Genomic DNA, 18111 nt, shown 5'->3' with positions numbered 1-18111 from the left:
AAGATGATGTTTGGAAAATTTATTAAAAAATTACGCCAGTCGCGTCGCGCAAAATCTGTCCAGAAAGATAAGCTTGCGTTTTTAAATGCGCAGCCGCTTCTTCATGATGATTTGCCATATATAAACGCAGCAGACCGTGAAAGCCTTTTGCATAAGAATCCATATTATGCCGGCGTACTCAATAGCTTTAATCCGTTGCGTCTGTTTGATCATTTGCAAAAAACATCGCGTTTTTGCACCAAACATGATCATTAACCAGAGCTAGATCAGATTGCCCAACATCGCTTGGGCAGTCTTGCTTATCCGTGAAAGCAGTATGTATATGATTAAACACACAAATGTCTGTAATTGCACAAAAAACGTCTTAATCTGACTGGCAGCTAACTGGCCTTTAAGTTAGAGATATCTTAGAATCTCAACTTCCAGTTTATTCCAATCAGATGAGGATATTATGAGCGCTACAATCATTGACGGAAAGGCCTTTGCCGCAAAAGTTCGGGCACAAGTCGCCGATGAAGTTACCAAACTTAAATCAGAGCATAATATCACTCCTGGTCTTGCGGTTATTTTGGTGGGTGAAGACCCTGCTAGTGAAGTTTACGTGCGCAACAAAGGCAAGCAGACCGTTGAAGTTGGCATGAACTCATATGAGCATAAATTAGATGCCAGCACATCTGAAGCTGATTTATTGGCGCTGATCGACAAGTTGAATAACGATCCTTCTGTCCATGGTATCTTGTGCCAATTGCCCCTGCCCGATCATCTAAACGAAGATTTGGTGATTAACTCAATTGCCCCTGAAAAAGATGTTGATGGATTTCACATTTCAAACGTTGGTCTTCTTGGTACTGGTCAGAAATCTATGGTGCCATGTACTCCGCTTGGTTGCTTGATGATGCTACGTGATCACCATGGTTCATTGTCTGGTTTAAACGCTGTAGTGGTGGGTCGTTCAAACATTGTGGGTAAACCAATGGCGAATTTGTTGTTGCGTGATAGCTGCACGGTTACAATCGCACATTCACGCACCAAGAACATCGAGGAGGTTTGCAAAGCGGCGGATATCGTTGTGGCAGCTGTTGGCCGTCCTGAAATGATCACCGGTGATTGGATTGGCAAAGGCGCCACAGTGATTGATGTTGGTATCAACCGTATTCCTGCACCTGAACGCGGTGAAGGCAAAATGCGCCTTGTGGGTGATGTTCATTTTGATAGCGCGAAAGAAGTTGCTGGTGCAATCACCCCGGTTCCAGGTGGTGTTGGCCCAATGACAATTGCTTGCCTCTTGGCAAATACATTAACGGCCTGCGCACGTGCAAATAACTTATCAGAGCCTGAAGGCCTAACGGCATAGGCTTTGATATGCGCCTTATTGAAGAGAATTGCGCAAAAGACCATTCTGAGCGGCGGTTAACAGATCAAGCTGAGATCGCCGTGCTTAAATCAGAGCTGCATACTGACTGGCAATTTTCCGATAATGGGTCTGCGATCATCCGCAAATTTAAATTCAAAAACTTCAAGAACGCGCTTGAATTCGCAAACAGTGCGGGTGTAATCGCAGAGGCACAAGGTCACCACCCCGATATTTCCTTTGGTTGGGGCTATTGCCACATTGTCTTTACCACCCATTCCGAAAATGGATTAACGCGACGCGACTTCATTTGTGCAGCAAAGCTAGATGAAGCTATGACGGTGTAACATCGCTTTCTTGTTGGCTATCATTGTCCTTTTCAACGTTACTTTCAAACATTCCCTTTAATGCGCGTTGATAAACGAACCCGATCCCCATCAAGCTGATACCCAAACCAATGAATGATATTGCGCGCAACACGCCTTCTAAATTCGACATATCGATAAGGAACGCTTTTAAGACCACCACTAAAATGATCAAGCCGGAAATCTTGCGCAATAATTGCTCGCGCCATCTTATGCCGAGATATAGCACCAAGATGCCGATCAACAGCCAGACAATTGAATAGGTGTAGTTTTCTGATTGTGTGACGGATGCATAAGCGATCTCGGTACCATGATAGAAATGGCGTATGGTCAAGTTGATCCAGAACGCAGCAAGCAGCGCGGTAAACACCAAAGCCACCCATTGGTATATCTTGCTTTTATTATCGCGTCCTTGCCAGATGATAAGCCCAAAAAGAATAAATGGCAGCGCATAGGCATATCCAATGAGGTTAAAGAGCAAACCATCGCCCATATTGATATTTGTGCCGCCATATTGCCAATCTGCGATGGGTGAGACCGGATTGAGCATGATAAAGAGCGAGACCGCTCCCCAAGCCATGCCCAATATGCCTAAACCTTCGGCTGCCCATTTTAAAACGCGTAATTTGCTTTGTGCCTCGCGTTGCGCCAATCGCGTAAAACCAAGCGAGAATGCACCACCTATCATCACGAGTGTTGCAGCGGCTGCAAGCGCTGATCTGTAACCTGCAAAATCAAATGATGGATCAATAGCATGGAGTGCCAACATCGTCACAGTCATTACCATTGATATAATCGCGACAGCTTGCAGTGCTTGCGCCCAAATATCGTTTTTGTCCTTTGTGGCGATATAGCTTGCAAAAATAAATCCGATCATCGGAACGCCATATCCGAGCGTTAAAACGTTGAAGAACGGCGCTGCGTTTGCAAGGACGAGATGATCGACAAACGGATCCCATAAGAGCCGTGCGATATAAGGTAAGACTGCTATTAGTGCGAAAACACGCAGACTTTTAAGTGGATAACGCATATAAGTCAGCATGGTTGCAGCGGTGATGAGCCCGAGCGCGATTGTTAGCCCGACACCACTGAATATTATGGACACAAAAGTTGCCGCCATAACCAGTGAAGCGATCAAACTTGACGCAATTGCCCCATCTCGACCTTCCAAGGTTTTTTCTGTATCTTTGGCCAAAACACGATCCAACCAATTGGCCTGCGCATGAAATATTGCAAATAAGATGACCGCGGCCATTGGCAATGTTCTTTGGAAATAGACCCCGCCATCCGCTCTTATATAGATGATCATAAACATTGCGATGGTAACTGAGGCGGCAACGGCGATGAAATAAGCGCGCGCTGTTGATCTCTTAGCTGCAAAACTAGCACATGCAAGCAAAGCCAAGATAATAGCGCTGGCAATTGCGCCATAAGTTTCCATGCGAATTTCAAGCGATGCCTGAACTGAAACATATTTGAAATGCGCCAAGAGGTTTGGAAGATTAAAACCAAATTGGAAATATCCGGTGCTTAGATCATAAATTCCGTTTTCATTGCCAAACTGGATTGTAGCAAAACGAAGGACCGCAAGAAGCGCTGGGATAAAGAGCACAAGACGCAAGGAAGGGAATGAATATGTAATCGCCATGGGAATACCGAGCAGCAGCACAGTCTCCAATACTTCAACAAAGAGGCTTTGATCCCAGCCTATACGATAAAGAACCGGCAAACATAGCACTGAAAGTGCAAGCGTTGGGAGCCAATCAAAGGCCATTTCCGTTTCTGGATTTCGATCATGAACTGATATCACTAAGGAAATGTGTGTAACGGCAATTGTTGCCAATAAATAAAGACCGGTCGTGATGTTATAGGCTTCACCAAAAGCACCGTGCATGATGTTGCTATAGATAAACATGGCAACAATACTTGCCAGCGCGCACCATAACCAACCGCGATACCAGGCCACATACATCGCAGCCGCAGAAACTAAAATGATGTAGGACGCCAATACCGGAACATTACCAGCATCTGAATTGACAAGAACCGGAACGAGATAACTTGCCAATAAGCCAATACTTGCAAGGATTGGACCATGGAGCAATGAAATAGCAAGCGATAACAGTGCCAGAATTGCGAGCACGATGAAGGACAATGTTGGACCGATCAGTCCATAAAGTGCATGCGCAGCATAAACCGCCCCAAACATGATAAAGATCCCTGCTCCGCTCAAGATTGCCGGGATATTGGCGTTTTCAAAACCGGTCAGCGAGAACCTGTCAGGACGACGGCGCGTCCATTCACCCGCAAGCGCTAAGGCAAGGCCGAGCACAAATCCGAGTGTCGTCCGCGCACGCGGGCCCAATAGCCCCGCATCAATTGAATATTTCGCCAGATAAAGCCCACCGATCGCCAGCGTTAAACCGCCGATCCAGATGCTGAGTTTACCGCCAATTGTGCTTTCTGTATCAATCTTAGGCTTTTGAGGTGGCATTTGTTCAGCTGAAGCTACATTCTCGGATGCTGTGTCTTGATCGCTGCTCCGCGCTGCCATAGCGGGCTCCGGCAAATCTTCTTTGGCAGGCGAAGCCTCAGGCTCTGAGATTTCTTCAAAGACCCCATCATCAATTTCGTCTTCGGATGGATCAATATTGGTGTCTGTTTCTTCTGACGTTGAAGGGTTGGTGGCATCTTGCACTGTTTCGTCGGACACAGATTGATCAGAGCTGGTCGTCACATCTACTGACTGCATAAGACGAAGTTCGCGTTCCAAACGTGCTATTTTATCGCGCAACCGACCGGTACGTACAAAGGAAACAATACCCATTATCGACCCGACAAAAAGGGTCAACACCGCAGCAATGCCTAATAGAATAAAACCATCTTCGCCCATAAAGGTCCGCTCCGCTTAGCAATTCAATGACCAGTTGGATGACGCTAGTATATCAACCAATAGGATGCAAATGACGCCAGCCAATCTTGATGCTTATTCAAGGTTTTTAGCTATTACGCCTATGGGAGGCGCGACAAACAAGATTTAATTAATTCAAAATAGCCAATATCATCGACATTATCCAAAAAATTGACGTTCTTTGGTTTATCGGTGATGTTCCAGTAATCGGCGACCGTCATGCCCATTGTGAGCTCGCTTAACGTCTCAATTTCAACATTACACATACGACCTGTAAATAATTCAGGTTGCAACAGATAAGCAATCACACATGGATCATGCAATGGTGCACCTTGCCACTGGTATTTCTCCAAATCGAAACGCTCGGAGAATGATAACATTTCACCGACAGCGGTTGCTGACTTGGTACCGACACCAAAAAACGCATCAATTCGAGCCTTTGTGGACAGCACCTTATGGGTCACATCCAAAGATGCCATTGTAATTGGCACACCCGAGCGCATGACGATAGCAGCTGCATCTGGATCAACATAAATATTAAACTCGGCAACAGGTGTAATATTACCGCCTTGGAAATAACCTCCGCCCATCATGATGATCTCATCGATATTTTTTGTAATATCCGGCGCTTTTTCAAATGCCGTTGCAATGTTTGTCAACGGACCTAGCGTACAAAGCGTGATATTATTATCAATGGATTGGCGCAAAGTTTCGATGATAAAATCGACACCATGCTGCCCTTGAAGCTGCAATTTTGGCTCTGGCAGGTCTGGTCCATTAAGCCCGGTATCGCCATGAACATGCTCAGCTGTCACCAATTTTCGTTTCAAAGGCTGATCACATCCTGCAAACACCGGAATGTCTGTCCGGTCTGCTAATTCAACAACCTTTAATGCATTGATCGCATTTTGTTTTAGCCCAACATTACCTGCGACAGCGACAATGCCCAAAATATCGAACGCTTCTGGCGATGCTAATGCCATTAAAATGGCAACGGCGTCATCTTGACCGGGATCCGTATCAATTATTATTTTTCTGCGTGTCATTTTTAAACTGCACCTTAACGCGTAAGTCTGGTGTTGAATTTCTCAATGTATACATTATTGTCATATGTATACAAACATTTATTTGCACGACTACAACAGAGCTCGTATATCCACAATTAATTATTCTGTTAAAACCCTAGACATTATCTTATTTCAATAAATCGCGCCGAACATCTGAAGGTGAACAGTCAAATTTCTCGCGAAATGCGCGCGAAAAATGCGCCGAACTCGCATAGCCCGTCGCGAGCGCTATATCGGTTATCGATAAGGTTGTTTGGCGTAGGAAGTGATTGGCTTTATCAAGCCGCAAATCCTTGTAGAACGCCATAGTGCTGACTTTCATCTTGTCTTGAAACTGGCGATTTAACTGCCGCTCGCTCAAATTGACCATGTTTGCGAGCTGTTGAAGTGTGAGCGGTTCGGCATAATTGTTCTGCATAGCTTCAATAGCGGTAATAACAGCACTATTATTGATACCGTATCGTTCAACCAATCCCGATCTTTGCGGGCTTTCGCCAGGTCGAATGTCGGTGTGCAATAACCAATCTGATACCTCGCGTGCAAATGATGCACCGTGATGGTGGGAAATAAGTGCATGCATCATGTCCACTGAAGCTAAACCTCCTGCACATGTCAGACGATCGCGGTCAAATACATAAAGTGCTTTTTCGAGCAAAATATCAGGTGAGTTTTGCGCTACGATATCTGCGTAATGCCAATGAACGGTCATACGTCGATCGGCCATTATACCTGCTTTTGCAAGCATAACCGGGCCACCATCCACCCCGCCAATCATCACGTTACGACGTGACAAATGCCTTAACCACTGGAGCAAACGTGGATTATCATAGTCTTTGGAGACATCTCCACCAATAACAATTAGCAAGTCAAAATCGACCTGTTCGCCTGGATAAGCATCAGCCTTAAATATTGCACCATCTGAACTGACAGACTGCGCGCCAATTGCCGGTAAATTGCGGATATCATATAGCTGATTACCAGCTAATTTATTGGCTGATCGCAATGGTTCTTTAGCCGCAGAATATGCGATGAGCGCAAATCCATCAATGAGCAGAAACCCGACTTTAAAGGGGCGGTCTAATTTTCGTGACATGTCCATAACTGAATTTGATATGGCTATTTTAGACTATCCACAAGTGCATAAATGACAATGCAACGAATTACGCGTAGAAAATCACCCTAAAGAAAATGATTCACGAATGCACTTCAAGGTTTTGATATGATCATAAATGTACCCTATTCCGGTCAATATTTTGTCAACAATGAGCGCGATCAGGACATGGCGACCAAAACATGCAAACTCATTGAAAATGAAGCGCTTGCATTTTCCAAAAAACTACTCTCGGGTCATGTGACTGCATCGGTGTTTTTGGTAAATTTAAACCGAGATAAAGTATTGCTCACCCACCATGCGAAACTGGATAAGTGGCTGCAACTTGGCGGGCATTGTGATGGCATTAAAGATCCATTCTTTAATGCACACAGGGAGGCCTATGAGGAAAGCGGTTTGGACCGAATAGACCCGGTGAGTGACAACATACTGGATATCGATATTCACCCCATCCCTGAACACAAAGGTGTGCCAGCGCATTTTCACTACGACATCCGCTATTTATTTGAAGCTGATGATAAACAAGCGCTGGAGATTTCAGATGAATCAAACGATCTGAAATGGGTACCACTTCGCAAGCTTGAGGCGTTTAACGATGATGAACGTCTGCTCGTCATGCGCGATAAACTTGAAACATTCATCGCGCAGAACACTTAGTTTTTGGCTTAGTCGTAATAAATCTCATTATCATCTAGATAAACGTTCGATGCATCACAAATGTCGATGTCGATCGGATCATCAACAGTTTCACCACCATCATTGGTAAGCCAGCCTACCGCAAAAGTTTGATCGCAGGCTCCAGAATCTGCGATAAATTCAACCTCTGAGCCGTCACCCGGTTTAATTTCAAGATCATCGCCTAACCAATTGTCGCTCCAACCGGACGCGTCATTTGTGTAAAATCCTACAATGACATTGTTGTCTGTATTGTTATAGATCGTAAAATAGCCTTCAGCACCTGTACCTGCATTAGCCATAGTTGATGTAATAGCCATTGCGCTAACAAGTAAATATTTGTGAAGTGCTTTCAAAGCACGCCCCTATTGTTCGATATACTTGGTCTTTATTAAACAATAACTTTGTTACGGGTGCAAATTATATCAGCTGCGCCTCATTTTTAATGCAGTCCTTAATCGTTATGCTGCACTGCACGGTGACAAATTGTCATCTCGCAACTGAATAATTGCACACTAGTTTAGCAACAATTCAAATTCGGAGCGCTAGCATGAACATGAAAATCCTCATCGCGGCTTTTGCCATTATCTTAGCTATTGGTGCTGTTGCGGTGCGCGTTGTGTTAGATACGCCCCAGGCATTTGCGGAATCTCAAAGTTCTCAAGGCGTGGCGCATGGCGAAAAGTCCATCGGCGCAATGTATATGCTAAATGACTTGGTAATAGAAAACGTGATTGCGCGTGCAACGGTACCCGGCGCGAAAGTTGGCGGTGGTTATCTTCGCATCACGAATAAGGGCAGCGAAGTTGATACGCTTATATCTGGCGCGGCCAATGTTGCAGATGAATTGCAGATCCATGAAATGAAAATTGATGGTGATGTCATGAAAATGCGCCAATTAGATCAAGGCATTGTTATCGATCCTGGTTCAACCGTAATGCTTAAACCTGGTGGCCTGCACATTATGTTTATGGGGCTCGAAGCACCATTGGAAAAAGACACAAGTTTTAAAGCCACTTTGAACTTTGCCAAAGCTGGCGCGATCGAAGTTGAGTTCAACGTGATGGACGCTAAACATTTTATGAGTGATCACAATCACTAATTAGCCTTTGAACTTATGATGTAACATCAAACGGCAAAAGCTTGCCATCACGATAGATCATCATTCGCACCATACCGTGCGCTTCGCTTACCAAGCGATCACACACTTGTTGCGATGCTGCCAATTCGTTATTGATAGCAACAATCACATCACCAATTTTCAATCCAGCTTCATAGGCGGGTGAATGTTTTTCAAGCTCGTTAATCACCACCCCGTTTACGCGTTCAGGTAAATTATCACCTTCATTAATCGGCCGAATTCCTGCACCAAGGGCTGCAAGTCCTGCCACTGGGGATGGATCAATTAATCGCGCTTCAAGTTCAAGCGAGGTAAACTTCTGATCTTTGCGTTTATAAGTAATTTTAAGCGGAGTTCCCGCTTCGCTCACCCCAATCCAGGTGCGTAAAGACCTTGGTGATTTTACATATCGATCATTAAACCCGGTGATCACGTCGCCAATTTGAAGCCCAGCAAAATCTGCAGGGGACCCCTCTTCCACGCTCACAATAGTCGCGCCATCCCAATGATTAATACCAACCCGTGTTGAATCTTCCTCTGAAACTCCATCAAGCGTTACGCCAATGGCGCCGCGGCGGACAGCACCATATTGCGCAAGCTGATGAGCGACTTGCATTGCAACCTGTGAAGGGACTGAAAAGCCAATCCCGATACTGCCGCCTGATTGGGATAAGATGGATGTATTAATGCCAATTAGATGTCCCTGACTATCAAGCAGTGCACCACCTGAATTGCCCGAATTAATTGCAGCATCCGTTTGAATAAAATCGAACAAACCTTGATCGCCTGTTGAGCGCCCTAATCCGCTGATTATGCCAAATGTCAGCGTTTGCTCCAGCCCGAGCGGATAACCAAGTGCAAAAACAATATCGCCGACGCGAGATTTATCTGAATCTGCGATTTTAATTTCCTCAAGAACATCGCCCTGTACTTTTAATACCGCGATATCAGTGGGTGCATCTTTTCCCACGAGTTCCGCATCCATCCAACGACCGTCGGATAATTGAATGCGAAAATGTGTACCATTGGCAACGACATGAGAATTGGTCAACACAAGACCTTGCGCTTTATCAATGACAACGCCTGAACCAATTGACTGTGGCCTGACCTCACCATCGTCAGCTAATTTTCCATTTTGAATAAAGACAACAGATTTAAACGCAGGCTCAAGCACAGGTGCAAAGCTATGTTGGTTGCGCGTTTGATCTATTGGGAGCGCTGCATTGGTCAGCTGCGCTGATACAGGGTTTACCGCTGTAAGTGATGACAAGCTTAAAGCCATGCCGGACATCATTAATAATGCATATATGTTGCGTCTCATCTTCAACACCTTGTCTATGCAAATCATTTAATGGCTATCTAGAACATGAACTTAAATTTATACGTATATCTATCCTGTGTTTCACTCATCAAAATCATTGCGATTGATCTTGAAGCTTAGAATAATATTGATTTGAAAAAGATGCACATCAACTCCGAACGCATTTTTGTGATGCGAGCGTGAGGAGCATATTGTTAGAAAATGAGCGCAAACACCACGGAGCCGAATACATAAAGCACCATTGCGACAAGAGGTGCTAATATAACAAAGAACAACACCGGAGACCAACGGTTAAAACCGCGAATGCGGCGCGTCCAAGGACCAACCTGCCCGTTTATAAGCATTGTGCGCTCACGAACAAACAGATGAAGAACAATTAGCAATACGCCAATCAACAATATGATATGCATGTTTTTAGCCCAGTTCTGCGCCCAAAGTAGTATTGTACGATTCCAGATAATATGGTCGTCATTAAAGTGTCATTATTGCTCAAGATAGGCTGATTTGCCAATTTTTCAAACAAAACTGTGTATTATCGCTAAAATTTGAACACCTAGAATGTCGTGTGTCCAGCCAGCGCCCCTTCCATAAACTTCCGCTGGCTTTTGTCTTGTGGATGAATATATTACGGCAATTAAAAATACTGCGGTGGATAATATGACAAAAGCGCGTGCGACAATTTTGGGATTTTGTGCTGTGCTTATGTGGGCACTTTTAGCGCTTTTAACGGTTAAAACAGTCCCGATCCCACCGTTTCAACTCACCGCGATTACCTTTGCTATCGGAGGATCGCTGGGGTTTTTATGGGTATTGTTTTCTGGAGAGGTAAAAACCCTCAAATCCATTAGCTGGAAGATCTACGCTTTTGGAACCATTGGACTTTTTGGCTATCATTTTTTGTATTTTTCAGCTCTTAGACTAGCTCCGGCAGCAGAAGCTGGATTGATTGCTTATCTATGGCCGCTTTTAATTGTGTTATTATCGGGATTATTGCCTGAAGAGAAACTAAAAACTGGGCATGTTTTGGGTGGGTTGATTGGTTTTGCTGGCGCAGCGCTAATTGTCATGCAGGGTCAAACAAGTTTTGAAACAGGGGCGATACTCGGCTATGGCCTGGCATTTTTATGTGCCCTAACCTGGTCAGGTTATTCAGTTTTATCGCGCAGAATTGGCAATACGCCGACCTCAAGCGTTGTGGTGTTTTGTCTTGCAACAGCTGTGTTATCAACATTAGCTCATTTCAGCCTGGAAACAACCATCTGGCCCGAAAACCTATCCGCCTGGCTTGCAGTCATTGGTTTAGGTGTTGGCCCTGTTGGCCTGGCATTTTTTGTCTGGGATGTGGGTGTCAAACATGGTGACATCCAATTACTGGGTGTTGCCTCTTATGCTGCGCCGTTGTTGTCGACATTCGTGCTTGTTGCCGCCGGAATTGCGGATCTAACTTGGACATTGCTTGCGGCCAGCATCCTCATCACCCTTGGTGCTGTTCTCGCCGCGCGTGCTAGTCGTACCGCTTAATAAACATGCAGACCGTCAAAATCAGCTTTACCAATTTCAAAACCTTTATGTCTTAACCCGGCATAGGCCATCGTTAGGTGAAACATCATATTGGGAAGTGCGAATTTGGTAATATAATCCTGCGCGTTTTGAGACACCTCTCCTTCCCCTGCAATATGGGTGACGGGAGCCGTCACATCATCTGCGGTGAGCGGGGCAAGTAGCTCTTTGATACTTGAAAGATATGCGAGAAGCGTTTCGCAGGTTTTTTCATCGGGTATTTCAGGAATATCTATATGTGCTGGTGGGCAGAGTGTTCTTGCCGCGAATTTAATTGCTATGGCAAAATTTAGCCCTGTGTCGAGCATATCGGGTGCTAATTTTACATCCAGATAAGCCTGCGGATCTGTATCTTTGGATAACCGCGTTAAAATATGTTCAATGCGTTTGAGATAATATTTTACAGAATCAACCACTGCATTTGATAATTCGTCAGCCATCTCAAACTCCCCGCGCTTAACACTTAATTTAGCCGTAATTAAATTTATGATCCGCCCCACCACAAACCTACTCATTGCGTTCGGGAGATCCTAAATGTCTGCAACTTTCAATTCCATTCCATTTGATCAAAAGAAGCGAATTAAACTATTACAAGTATTGGGCGCGCTTGCCATCGCTTCTTTGTTGTTTTCCAGACCTGTTTGGAATGACGATCATCCAGTGCGCGAAATATTGGAATTTTCCGGCTATGTTTTGGTTTTCATATGTGTGACGGGCAGGCTTTGGAGCATTTTATTTGTTGGAAGCCGCAAGAATACTGAACTTGTGACAACCGGCCCCTATTCAATGACGCGTAATCCACTTTATTTCTTTTCCATTTTAGGCGTAGTTGGGATTGGCCTTGCATTCAGCTCTATATTGATGGCCGCGATTTTAGGCGGGCTGAGCATTGCAGTGTTTTTATATACCGCGGAAAAAGAAGGTGCTTATTTGAAAGATAAGTTTCCGAGTGAATACCGAGCCTATGCCGCCAACACGCCGGTGCTGTTTCCAAACTTTCGATTATATAAAGATGGTGGCGAGACAACTTTTTCGCCCAAAGCATTGTTTAAAACCTTCATTGATGTGCTTGTATTCATCATCGCATTGCCGCTGATTGAAGGTGTTGAATTCTTGCATGAAAGCGACCAATGGCCAGTCATAATGTGGCTTTATTAAAAGATTCTGATGATGATCAAAAAAGCGCGCAATTGTTCCGCGTTTTTTTTGTGAAAAAATATATCTGAAAGAAATGTGTGAGAATTGGGTCTGGAACAGGCGGCGGGAATCGAACCCGCGTCATCAGTTACAAGCTCTTTAATTCTAGTATGTCACATATTCTCTTAGGCTGTCTGTCCAATAGCGAACGCAGGCAACTTACCGCCCCATAAAGCGCTGCAGAGTCAGGCAATGCACTTTCCGCTTCTAATATGGTGTCTAATGCAACTTTTAAATCATTTTTGCCCTCAATTAGAAAAGAAGATTTTTTAGACATATCTCCACCTAGAGAATCTGTAGATTTAAAAAGGACTTCACTCACATCTGCAACCAACTCGTGATCAAGAAAATCGAGTCTGAGAATGGCGACAAACTGGGGTTTACCTAAGCGAGCGGAACCTCGAAAATATCCGATTGGCTCAGGATTCAGCTTATTAATTTTTTCTCGAACTTTTTTTCCGGCGACTTGATCATGAGCACCCCACTCCTCTGCAAGTTCTCTCCTAGCTGCATTTCTTATAAGTTGCTTCAACGTATCTGCTTTATTTGTGTCTTCCCAATCAATCGAACCTGAGGCGAGAGGAACCCTTTTACCTCTGGAGTACATAGTTTGGTTTCCTTGAATCGGAATCCTTAGTATTCCTTCTTTTGAAATAGCAAGCACTTCAATCCCAAAATGGAGGGATGACGGTGGAGTGTTATTCGCGCCAGCCACCTGAGGAAGTACAGATTTGCTTGTATTTTCATTAAACCGAAATGCTAACCGCTCGCCAGCACCGACTACAGTTTTATGAATACCATCTTCTTTAGTATTTATGTCATCGATGCTACGCTCCGAAGAACATAATCCCGCAAAATAAGAAGTTTTATATATTTCAACCGACTTGTTCCGGGTTGGAAATTGGCAAGCAAACGCAACCTTATTTTCATTTATTAGTGGCTTACCATCAAGCATGGCCTTTACAAATGCAGCTCGACCGTAAGACAAAAAATAGCGAGAGTACAAACGAAGATGTTTTATTATAGTTTCATAATGCCCCTGACCTGACACATCATGAATAACCCAGTCTATATCAGGATTCGACATATAATCTGAATTAAATTCTTCTGACAAAATTATTGGGCCATCAAATTTAGCCGGAGCGCTAAACCTGCGAAACCCCATAAGAATTTCTTCATCTGTCGGATCTGCATTTAGAAGGTGACCATAAGCTATTCTATTTTTTTCAAAAAAGAACTGCGGCGACTTCCCAACACGTAGAAGTTTAATAACATGCAATGCAAGTGGCGTGATAACTAAGATAGAGAGCCCGATAATGTTTGCGACAGCCCATTCTCGTGAACTAAAAATCGTTCCCACCAACACTAGCAATAACCATATAATAAAGGCGGCCACTAAAACTCTGGGGTATTTGGAAAAACCAACTTCATAAAACCATATGTAGTCCCATAAAGACTTCAAAAGCCTTCTAAAGCCTGTTGTACCTACTTTGAACATTTACCACCATCCGAAATTATTTAAGTATTAAACCTAAGATTAATTTTTAGTTGAAACGCTCGATAATTACAACAAATTGTTGAAAGCATAAAATACAAACAGTTATGGCGTACTATCAATTGGTTTTTTTAATCGCTAATTTCATTTATCCGCCATTCAATTTATTTTGTTTGGTAGTTGTATCCGAGCCCAAAGCTCTACAGAAAAAAGATTATCTTTAATGAAATTTCAAAAAGATAGCCTAATATTCCACTTTAAATTATAGTATGTAATTAAAGAATTTTCTTGCTAGATTAGTGTTAAAAACAGATTTTGCTTTAGATAAAAATACTGCCATAATCCAAAAATTTACGACGCTCCTAAACCTAAAGACAACCGAATTCAAATTCTAGATAGTCATTTTAGATATAACCGAATATTTTCCTCTGAGCGATAAGTCTAAAAATAACTAGCGGAAAGAATAAGCAAAGATGCGTAAAAGAGAAATTTTAAGTTTATTACTAATATAAATGTATGGCGTCTGGAGCGGGCGGCGGGAATCGAACCCGCGTCATCAGCTTGGAAGGCTGAGGTCTTACCACTACACAACGCCCGCGTAAGACAACCAACGACTTTTGGGTCGCGGGTCTACTTCGGCATAAACTGGCTGCTCGAAGTAAACATTAAAAGGTAATGGTGGAGGGAGTTGGATTTGAACCAACGTAGGCTAAGCCAACGGATTTACAGTCCGCCCCATTTAACCGCTCTGGCATCCCTCCGGAAACCGTTACCTTATCGAGATAGATAAGCTATCTGTCTGATTCAGATCAAGTGTAACCTGATGATGAATCTGAGCGGCGTTATGAAGCGCGATGTCGTTTCTGTCAACACAAGAAATGCAATTATTTTCATTTCATTGCTTTGAGTTACCAAACTATTATTGCACCTTGCCCACTTTCGCTTATAAGCGTTGGTTATGAGAGAGCGTAAAGATAACAGAACAAGTGCAAAAAACCGGGCTGGTTCGGGCAAACCCGGTGGAAAGTTTACTGCAAGCAAGCATGCCAGTGGTAAATCAGGAAAGCCACAAAGACCAGATGCTGCATCCTCCGGTCATCAAAACATCCAACGAGGCGGAAAATTTCGCAACAAGGGTGGGCAACGTTCTGGCTCTGGCGCGCTTTATATTTTCGGATTGCACACAGTTCGGGCGGCTTTTGAAAATCCAAAGCGCAAAATCATCCGACTTTTAACAACACATAATGCCTGGGAACGCCTTAATATTGGCGAGGCAGATACCATGCCCTTCCCTGTGCAAACCATCGATGCGCGTGAATTGGATAAAATGCTGGGCAAAGATGCGATCCATCAAGGTATTGTCGCAGAAGTGCACCCGTTGCAAGCCAAGAGCCTTGAAGAGCTGAGCGATACGCATTTGGTTGTTGTGCTTGATGAGGTCACTGATCCGCATAATGTGGGGGCAATTATGCGCTCAGCCGTTGCCATGGGTGCTGGCGCGCTTATTACTACAGCGCGTAATAGCCCGCAAGAAACTGGTGTGTTGGCAAAGTCAGCCTCAGGTGCGCTGGAAATGATCGACCATATACAAGTGAAAAACCTTGGTCATGCGATCGATGAGCTGCATTTCCTTGGATTTCAAACCATTGGGCTCGATTCTGAAGGACCGCATGCTTTGGAAGACACATTCAGCAAAAACCAGATCGCGCTGGTATTGGGTGCTGAAGGTAAAGGCTTGCGCCATAAAACGCGAACCATTGTGAGTGATCTTGCGCGTTTGGATATGCCGGGAGCCATTAAGTCATTAAATGTATCTAATGCTGCGACATTATCTTTATATGCAGCGCATAGATATATTTTAAGTCAAGGCTGACTTTAACGCTTTGCATGCCGCAATAATTCTCAGCGAACAGATAATAGACGAATCTTTTTGTTACCCATTAGACGATTGGAAAGTGCAATCTCACGGCGCAAATCTATGAATATTCTGATAAAGTCTGCGATGGATTCCGATCCACACATTAAATTTCTAACCATTTGATAAAAAAATTCACAACTTTATAGCGCAATCTATACTTGGTGATTATTTTGCAAATACATAAAGCTGATTTATTTCATTCAAAATCTGACCAAAACGCGTCCAAGAGCGGCAAAAATTGGCAGTTTGATTGTCTATACCTGTATTTTAGCCCCGTATTTTTACGACCTTCATTTTAGATTTTTCTGGATGTACACTCATCTTATTCGTGTAACTATGCGGATTAACAATAAATATAGAGAGTTTTTGAGAATAAATTTCTTCTTTACATAGTCACTGAAGAATTTAATATCTCACTAAATCCAAAGACTTGCAAAAATGAGGGAGTACAGGGCATGAAGAAACTCACAATAACTGCAATTGCCTGCGCAGCGACAATCATTGCAACACCGGTTATGGCAGAAAACGTTTTACGTTGGACAAGCCAAGGTGATGCACTCACACTAGATCCACACGCGCAAAATGAAGGTCCAACCATTGCGATGAACGGCCAGATTTATGAATCACTGGTCACACGCGATGCAACACTTGCATTGCAGCCTGAATTGGCTGAAAGCTGGACTGCTGATGGCGATACATGGACATTTAACTTGCGCAAGGGTGTTAAATTCCACGATGGTGCTGATTTTACAGCGGAAGATGTTATTTTCTCATTTGATCGCGCAAAAGCAGCCACATCTGATTATAAAGAACAAGTCGCAAGCATTGTAAGTGTTACAGCTTTAGACGACCACACTGTTGAAATTAAAACTGACGGTCCAAACCCAATCCTGCCAAACCAAATCACCAGCTTGTTTATGGTTGATAAAGGCTGGGCTGAAGCCAATAATGTAGTGCTTCCGCAAAACTATGCTGAAAAAGAAGAAAGCTATGCGGTTCGCAACACAAATGGCACAGGTCCATTTATTCTTACCTCACGTGCACCGGACGAGCTAACAACTCTTGAAGCAAATGCTGGTTGGTGGGGCAAAGGCCAATTCCCAGGTAACATCGATAAAATCGAATATCGTCCGATTGCAAACGCTGCCACACGTGTAGCTGCTCTGCTATCAGGCGAAGTTGATTTCGTTCTTGATCCTCCGCTACAAGATTTGGCACGGATCGATTCAACAGACGGTTTGAAAACAACCACAACACCTCAAGTTCGTTCAATCTTCTTTGGTATGGACCAAGGTATTGAAGAGCTACGCACATCTGATGTGAAGGGCAAAAACCCGTTCAAAGATGTTCGTGTTCGTGAAGCGTTTAACTTGGCAATTGACAAGCAAGCGATCCAGCGAGTTGTGATGGAAGGTCTATCTTTCCCAACTGCGATGATCACATCACCAGGCGTTTTGGGTAATACACCTGAACTTGACGCATCATACGGCCATGATTTGGCGAAAGCTCAGGCATTGATGGCAGAAGCTGGTTACCCAGATGGATTTACTATCCAACTGGATTGCCCAAACAACCGCTATAACAATGATGAGAAAATCTGTCAGGCGTCTGTTGCTATGCTTGCACGTATCGGTGTCACTGTAAAACTTGACGCGATCCCTAAAGCTCAGCATTTCCCGAAAATTCAGAAGCGTACATCTGACTTTTACATGCTTGGTTGGGGTGTTCCAACACTCGATAGTCACTATGTATTCTCTTATCTTCTAGATGCAGAAGGTTCATGGAACGCAACTGGCTATAACAATGCGCGTGTGAATGAAATCACAGCAACAATTGCAACAGAGACAGACATTGAAAAACGTACAATGTTGATCGACGAAGCATGGAATATTGTTCGCGAAGAGAAGCCTTATCTGCCAATTCACCACCAAGTTCTAGCTTGGGGCATGGCTGATAATTTTGACATTCCAATCGCAGCAGACGACTTCCCTCGTCCTCGCTACATTGTCAAAAACTAATCTTT

At 43.8% G+C, this 18111-nt stretch carries 17 protein-coding genes and 2 tRNA genes; 9 read left to right on the top strand and 10 right to left on the bottom strand.

What is annotated here, in order from left to right:
• Positions 1 to 6: 6 nt before the first annotated feature.
• The 3 genes from ACZ1GZ_RS11040 to ACZ1GZ_RS11030 all read left to right on the top strand — a co-directional run bounded on the left by ACZ1GZ_RS11040 (position 7) and on the right by ACZ1GZ_RS11030 (position 1698).
• Entirely contained in the window at positions 7 to 255 is a 249-nt protein-coding gene (locus ACZ1GZ_RS11040) for a hypothetical protein (protein ID WP_472664931.1), read from the top strand.
• 196 nt (positions 256 to 451) lie between these two features.
• Positions 452 to 1354 carry a bifunctional methylenetetrahydrofolate dehydrogenase/methenyltetrahydrofolate cyclohydrolase FolD gene (gene folD, locus ACZ1GZ_RS11035; RefSeq protein WP_472664930.1) on the top strand — a complete coding sequence of 301 codons (903 nt, stop codon included), beginning with the start codon at positions 452 to 454 and terminating at the stop codon, positions 1352 to 1354.
• Between the two features lie 8 nt (positions 1355 to 1362).
• Positions 1363 to 1698 (top strand): 4a-hydroxytetrahydrobiopterin dehydratase, encoded by a 336-nt coding sequence (locus ACZ1GZ_RS11030; protein ID WP_472664929.1) that lies wholly within the window; start codon positions 1363 to 1365, stop codon positions 1696 to 1698.
• Here ACZ1GZ_RS11030 and ACZ1GZ_RS11025 read toward each other — a convergent pair.
• The 3 genes from ACZ1GZ_RS11025 to ACZ1GZ_RS11015 all read right to left on the bottom strand — a co-directional run bounded on the left by ACZ1GZ_RS11025 (position 1685) and on the right by ACZ1GZ_RS11015 (position 6784).
• A complete protein-coding gene (locus ACZ1GZ_RS11025; protein ID WP_472664928.1) occupies positions 1685 to 4606 on the bottom strand; it encodes a DUF2339 domain-containing protein in 2922 nt (973 codons plus the stop codon). The genes ACZ1GZ_RS11030 and ACZ1GZ_RS11025 overlap by 14 nt on opposite strands.
• Positions 4607 to 4725: 119 nt before the next feature.
• Complete coding sequence (locus ACZ1GZ_RS11020; RefSeq protein ID WP_472664927.1) at positions 4726 to 5670, bottom strand: nucleoside hydrolase; 945 nt, start codon at positions 5668 to 5670, stop codon at positions 4726 to 4728.
• A 148-nt stretch (positions 5671 to 5818) separates the two neighbouring features.
• The gene (locus ACZ1GZ_RS11015) at positions 5819 to 6784 is read right to left on the bottom strand and encodes a GlxA family transcriptional regulator (RefSeq protein ID WP_472664926.1); all 966 of its coding nucleotides are present in this window, start codon (positions 6782 to 6784) and stop codon (positions 5819 to 5821) included.
• A gap of 126 nt (positions 6785 to 6910) precedes the next feature.
• On the opposite strand from ACZ1GZ_RS11015, the gene ACZ1GZ_RS11010 reads away from it, so the two are divergent.
• Positions 6911 to 7459, top strand: a complete 549-nt coding sequence (locus ACZ1GZ_RS11010; RefSeq protein WP_472664925.1) for an NUDIX hydrolase — start codon at positions 6911 to 6913, stop codon at positions 7457 to 7459.
• A gap of 8 nt (positions 7460 to 7467) precedes the next feature.
• On the opposite strand, the gene ACZ1GZ_RS11005 is transcribed toward ACZ1GZ_RS11010, so the two are convergent.
• The gene (locus ACZ1GZ_RS11005; protein ID WP_472664924.1) at positions 7468 to 7833 is read right to left on the bottom strand and encodes a hypothetical protein; all 366 of its coding nucleotides are present in this window, start codon (positions 7831 to 7833) and stop codon (positions 7468 to 7470) included.
• A gap of 194 nt (positions 7834 to 8027) precedes the next feature.
• Between ACZ1GZ_RS11005 and ACZ1GZ_RS11000 the strand changes: the two genes are divergently transcribed.
• Complete coding sequence (locus tag ACZ1GZ_RS11000) at positions 8028 to 8579, top strand: copper chaperone PCu(A)C (protein WP_472664923.1); 552 nt, start codon at positions 8028 to 8030, stop codon at positions 8577 to 8579.
• 13 nt (positions 8580 to 8592) lie between these two features.
• On the opposite strand, the gene ACZ1GZ_RS10995 is transcribed toward ACZ1GZ_RS11000, so the two are convergent.
• Positions 8593 to 9918 carry a trypsin-like peptidase domain-containing protein gene (locus ACZ1GZ_RS10995; protein ID WP_472664922.1) on the bottom strand — a complete coding sequence of 442 codons (1326 nt, stop codon included), beginning with the start codon at positions 9916 to 9918 and terminating at the stop codon, positions 8593 to 8595.
• A gap of 194 nt (positions 9919 to 10112) precedes the next feature.
• Positions 10113 to 10328, bottom strand: a complete 216-nt coding sequence (locus tag ACZ1GZ_RS10990) for a hypothetical protein (RefSeq protein WP_472664921.1) — start codon at positions 10326 to 10328, stop codon at positions 10113 to 10115.
• Between the two features lie 247 nt (positions 10329 to 10575).
• Here ACZ1GZ_RS10990 and yddG point away from each other — a divergent pair, with 247 nt between their 5' ends.
• Positions 10576 to 11439: an aromatic amino acid exporter YddG gene (gene yddG, locus ACZ1GZ_RS10985; RefSeq protein ID WP_472664920.1), complete on the top strand. Its 864-nt coding sequence runs from the start codon at positions 10576 to 10578 to the stop codon at positions 11437 to 11439.
• On the opposite strand, the gene ACZ1GZ_RS10980 is transcribed toward yddG, so the two are convergent.
• Positions 11436 to 11918 carry a DUF1993 family protein gene (locus ACZ1GZ_RS10980; RefSeq protein ID WP_472664919.1) on the bottom strand — a complete coding sequence of 161 codons (483 nt, stop codon included), beginning with the start codon at positions 11916 to 11918 and terminating at the stop codon, positions 11436 to 11438. The genes yddG and ACZ1GZ_RS10980 overlap by 4 nt on opposite strands.
• Before the next feature lie 94 nt (positions 11919 to 12012).
• On the opposite strand from ACZ1GZ_RS10980, the gene ACZ1GZ_RS10975 reads away from it, so the two are divergent.
• Positions 12013 to 12636 (top strand): methyltransferase family protein, encoded by a 624-nt coding sequence (locus ACZ1GZ_RS10975; protein ID WP_472664918.1) that lies wholly within the window; start codon positions 12013 to 12015, stop codon positions 12634 to 12636.
• A 127-nt stretch (positions 12637 to 12763) separates the two neighbouring features.
• On the opposite strand, the gene ACZ1GZ_RS10970 is transcribed toward ACZ1GZ_RS10975, so the two are convergent.
• The 3 genes from ACZ1GZ_RS10970 to ACZ1GZ_RS10960 form a co-directional block, all read right to left on the bottom strand.
• Positions 12764 to 14173: a hypothetical protein gene (locus ACZ1GZ_RS10970; protein ID WP_472664917.1), complete on the bottom strand. Its 1410-nt coding sequence runs from the start codon at positions 14171 to 14173 to the stop codon at positions 12764 to 12766.
• A gap of 521 nt (positions 14174 to 14694) precedes the next feature.
• Positions 14695 to 14768: transfer RNA gene (locus tag ACZ1GZ_RS10965), tRNA-Gly, on the bottom strand.
• 78 nt (positions 14769 to 14846) lie between these two features.
• Positions 14847 to 14931, bottom strand: a tRNA-Tyr gene (locus ACZ1GZ_RS10960).
• A gap of 197 nt (positions 14932 to 15128) precedes the next feature.
• Here ACZ1GZ_RS10960 and rlmB point away from each other — a divergent pair.
• Together rlmB and ACZ1GZ_RS10950 are read left to right on the top strand one after the other, a co-directional pair.
• A complete protein-coding gene (rlmB, locus tag ACZ1GZ_RS10955) occupies positions 15129 to 16043 on the top strand; it encodes a 23S rRNA (guanosine(2251)-2'-O)-methyltransferase RlmB (RefSeq protein ID WP_472664916.1) in 915 nt (304 codons plus the stop codon).
• Between the two features lie 500 nt (positions 16044 to 16543).
• Positions 16544 to 18106, top strand: a complete 1563-nt coding sequence (locus ACZ1GZ_RS10950; RefSeq protein ID WP_472664915.1) for an ABC transporter substrate-binding protein — start codon at positions 16544 to 16546, stop codon at positions 18104 to 18106.
• Positions 18107 to 18111 lie beyond the last annotated feature (5 nt).

Source organism: Lentilitoribacter sp. JB5-8 (genome assembly GCF_055693385.1).
This window is presented reverse-complemented; position numbering and strand designations above follow the sequence as displayed.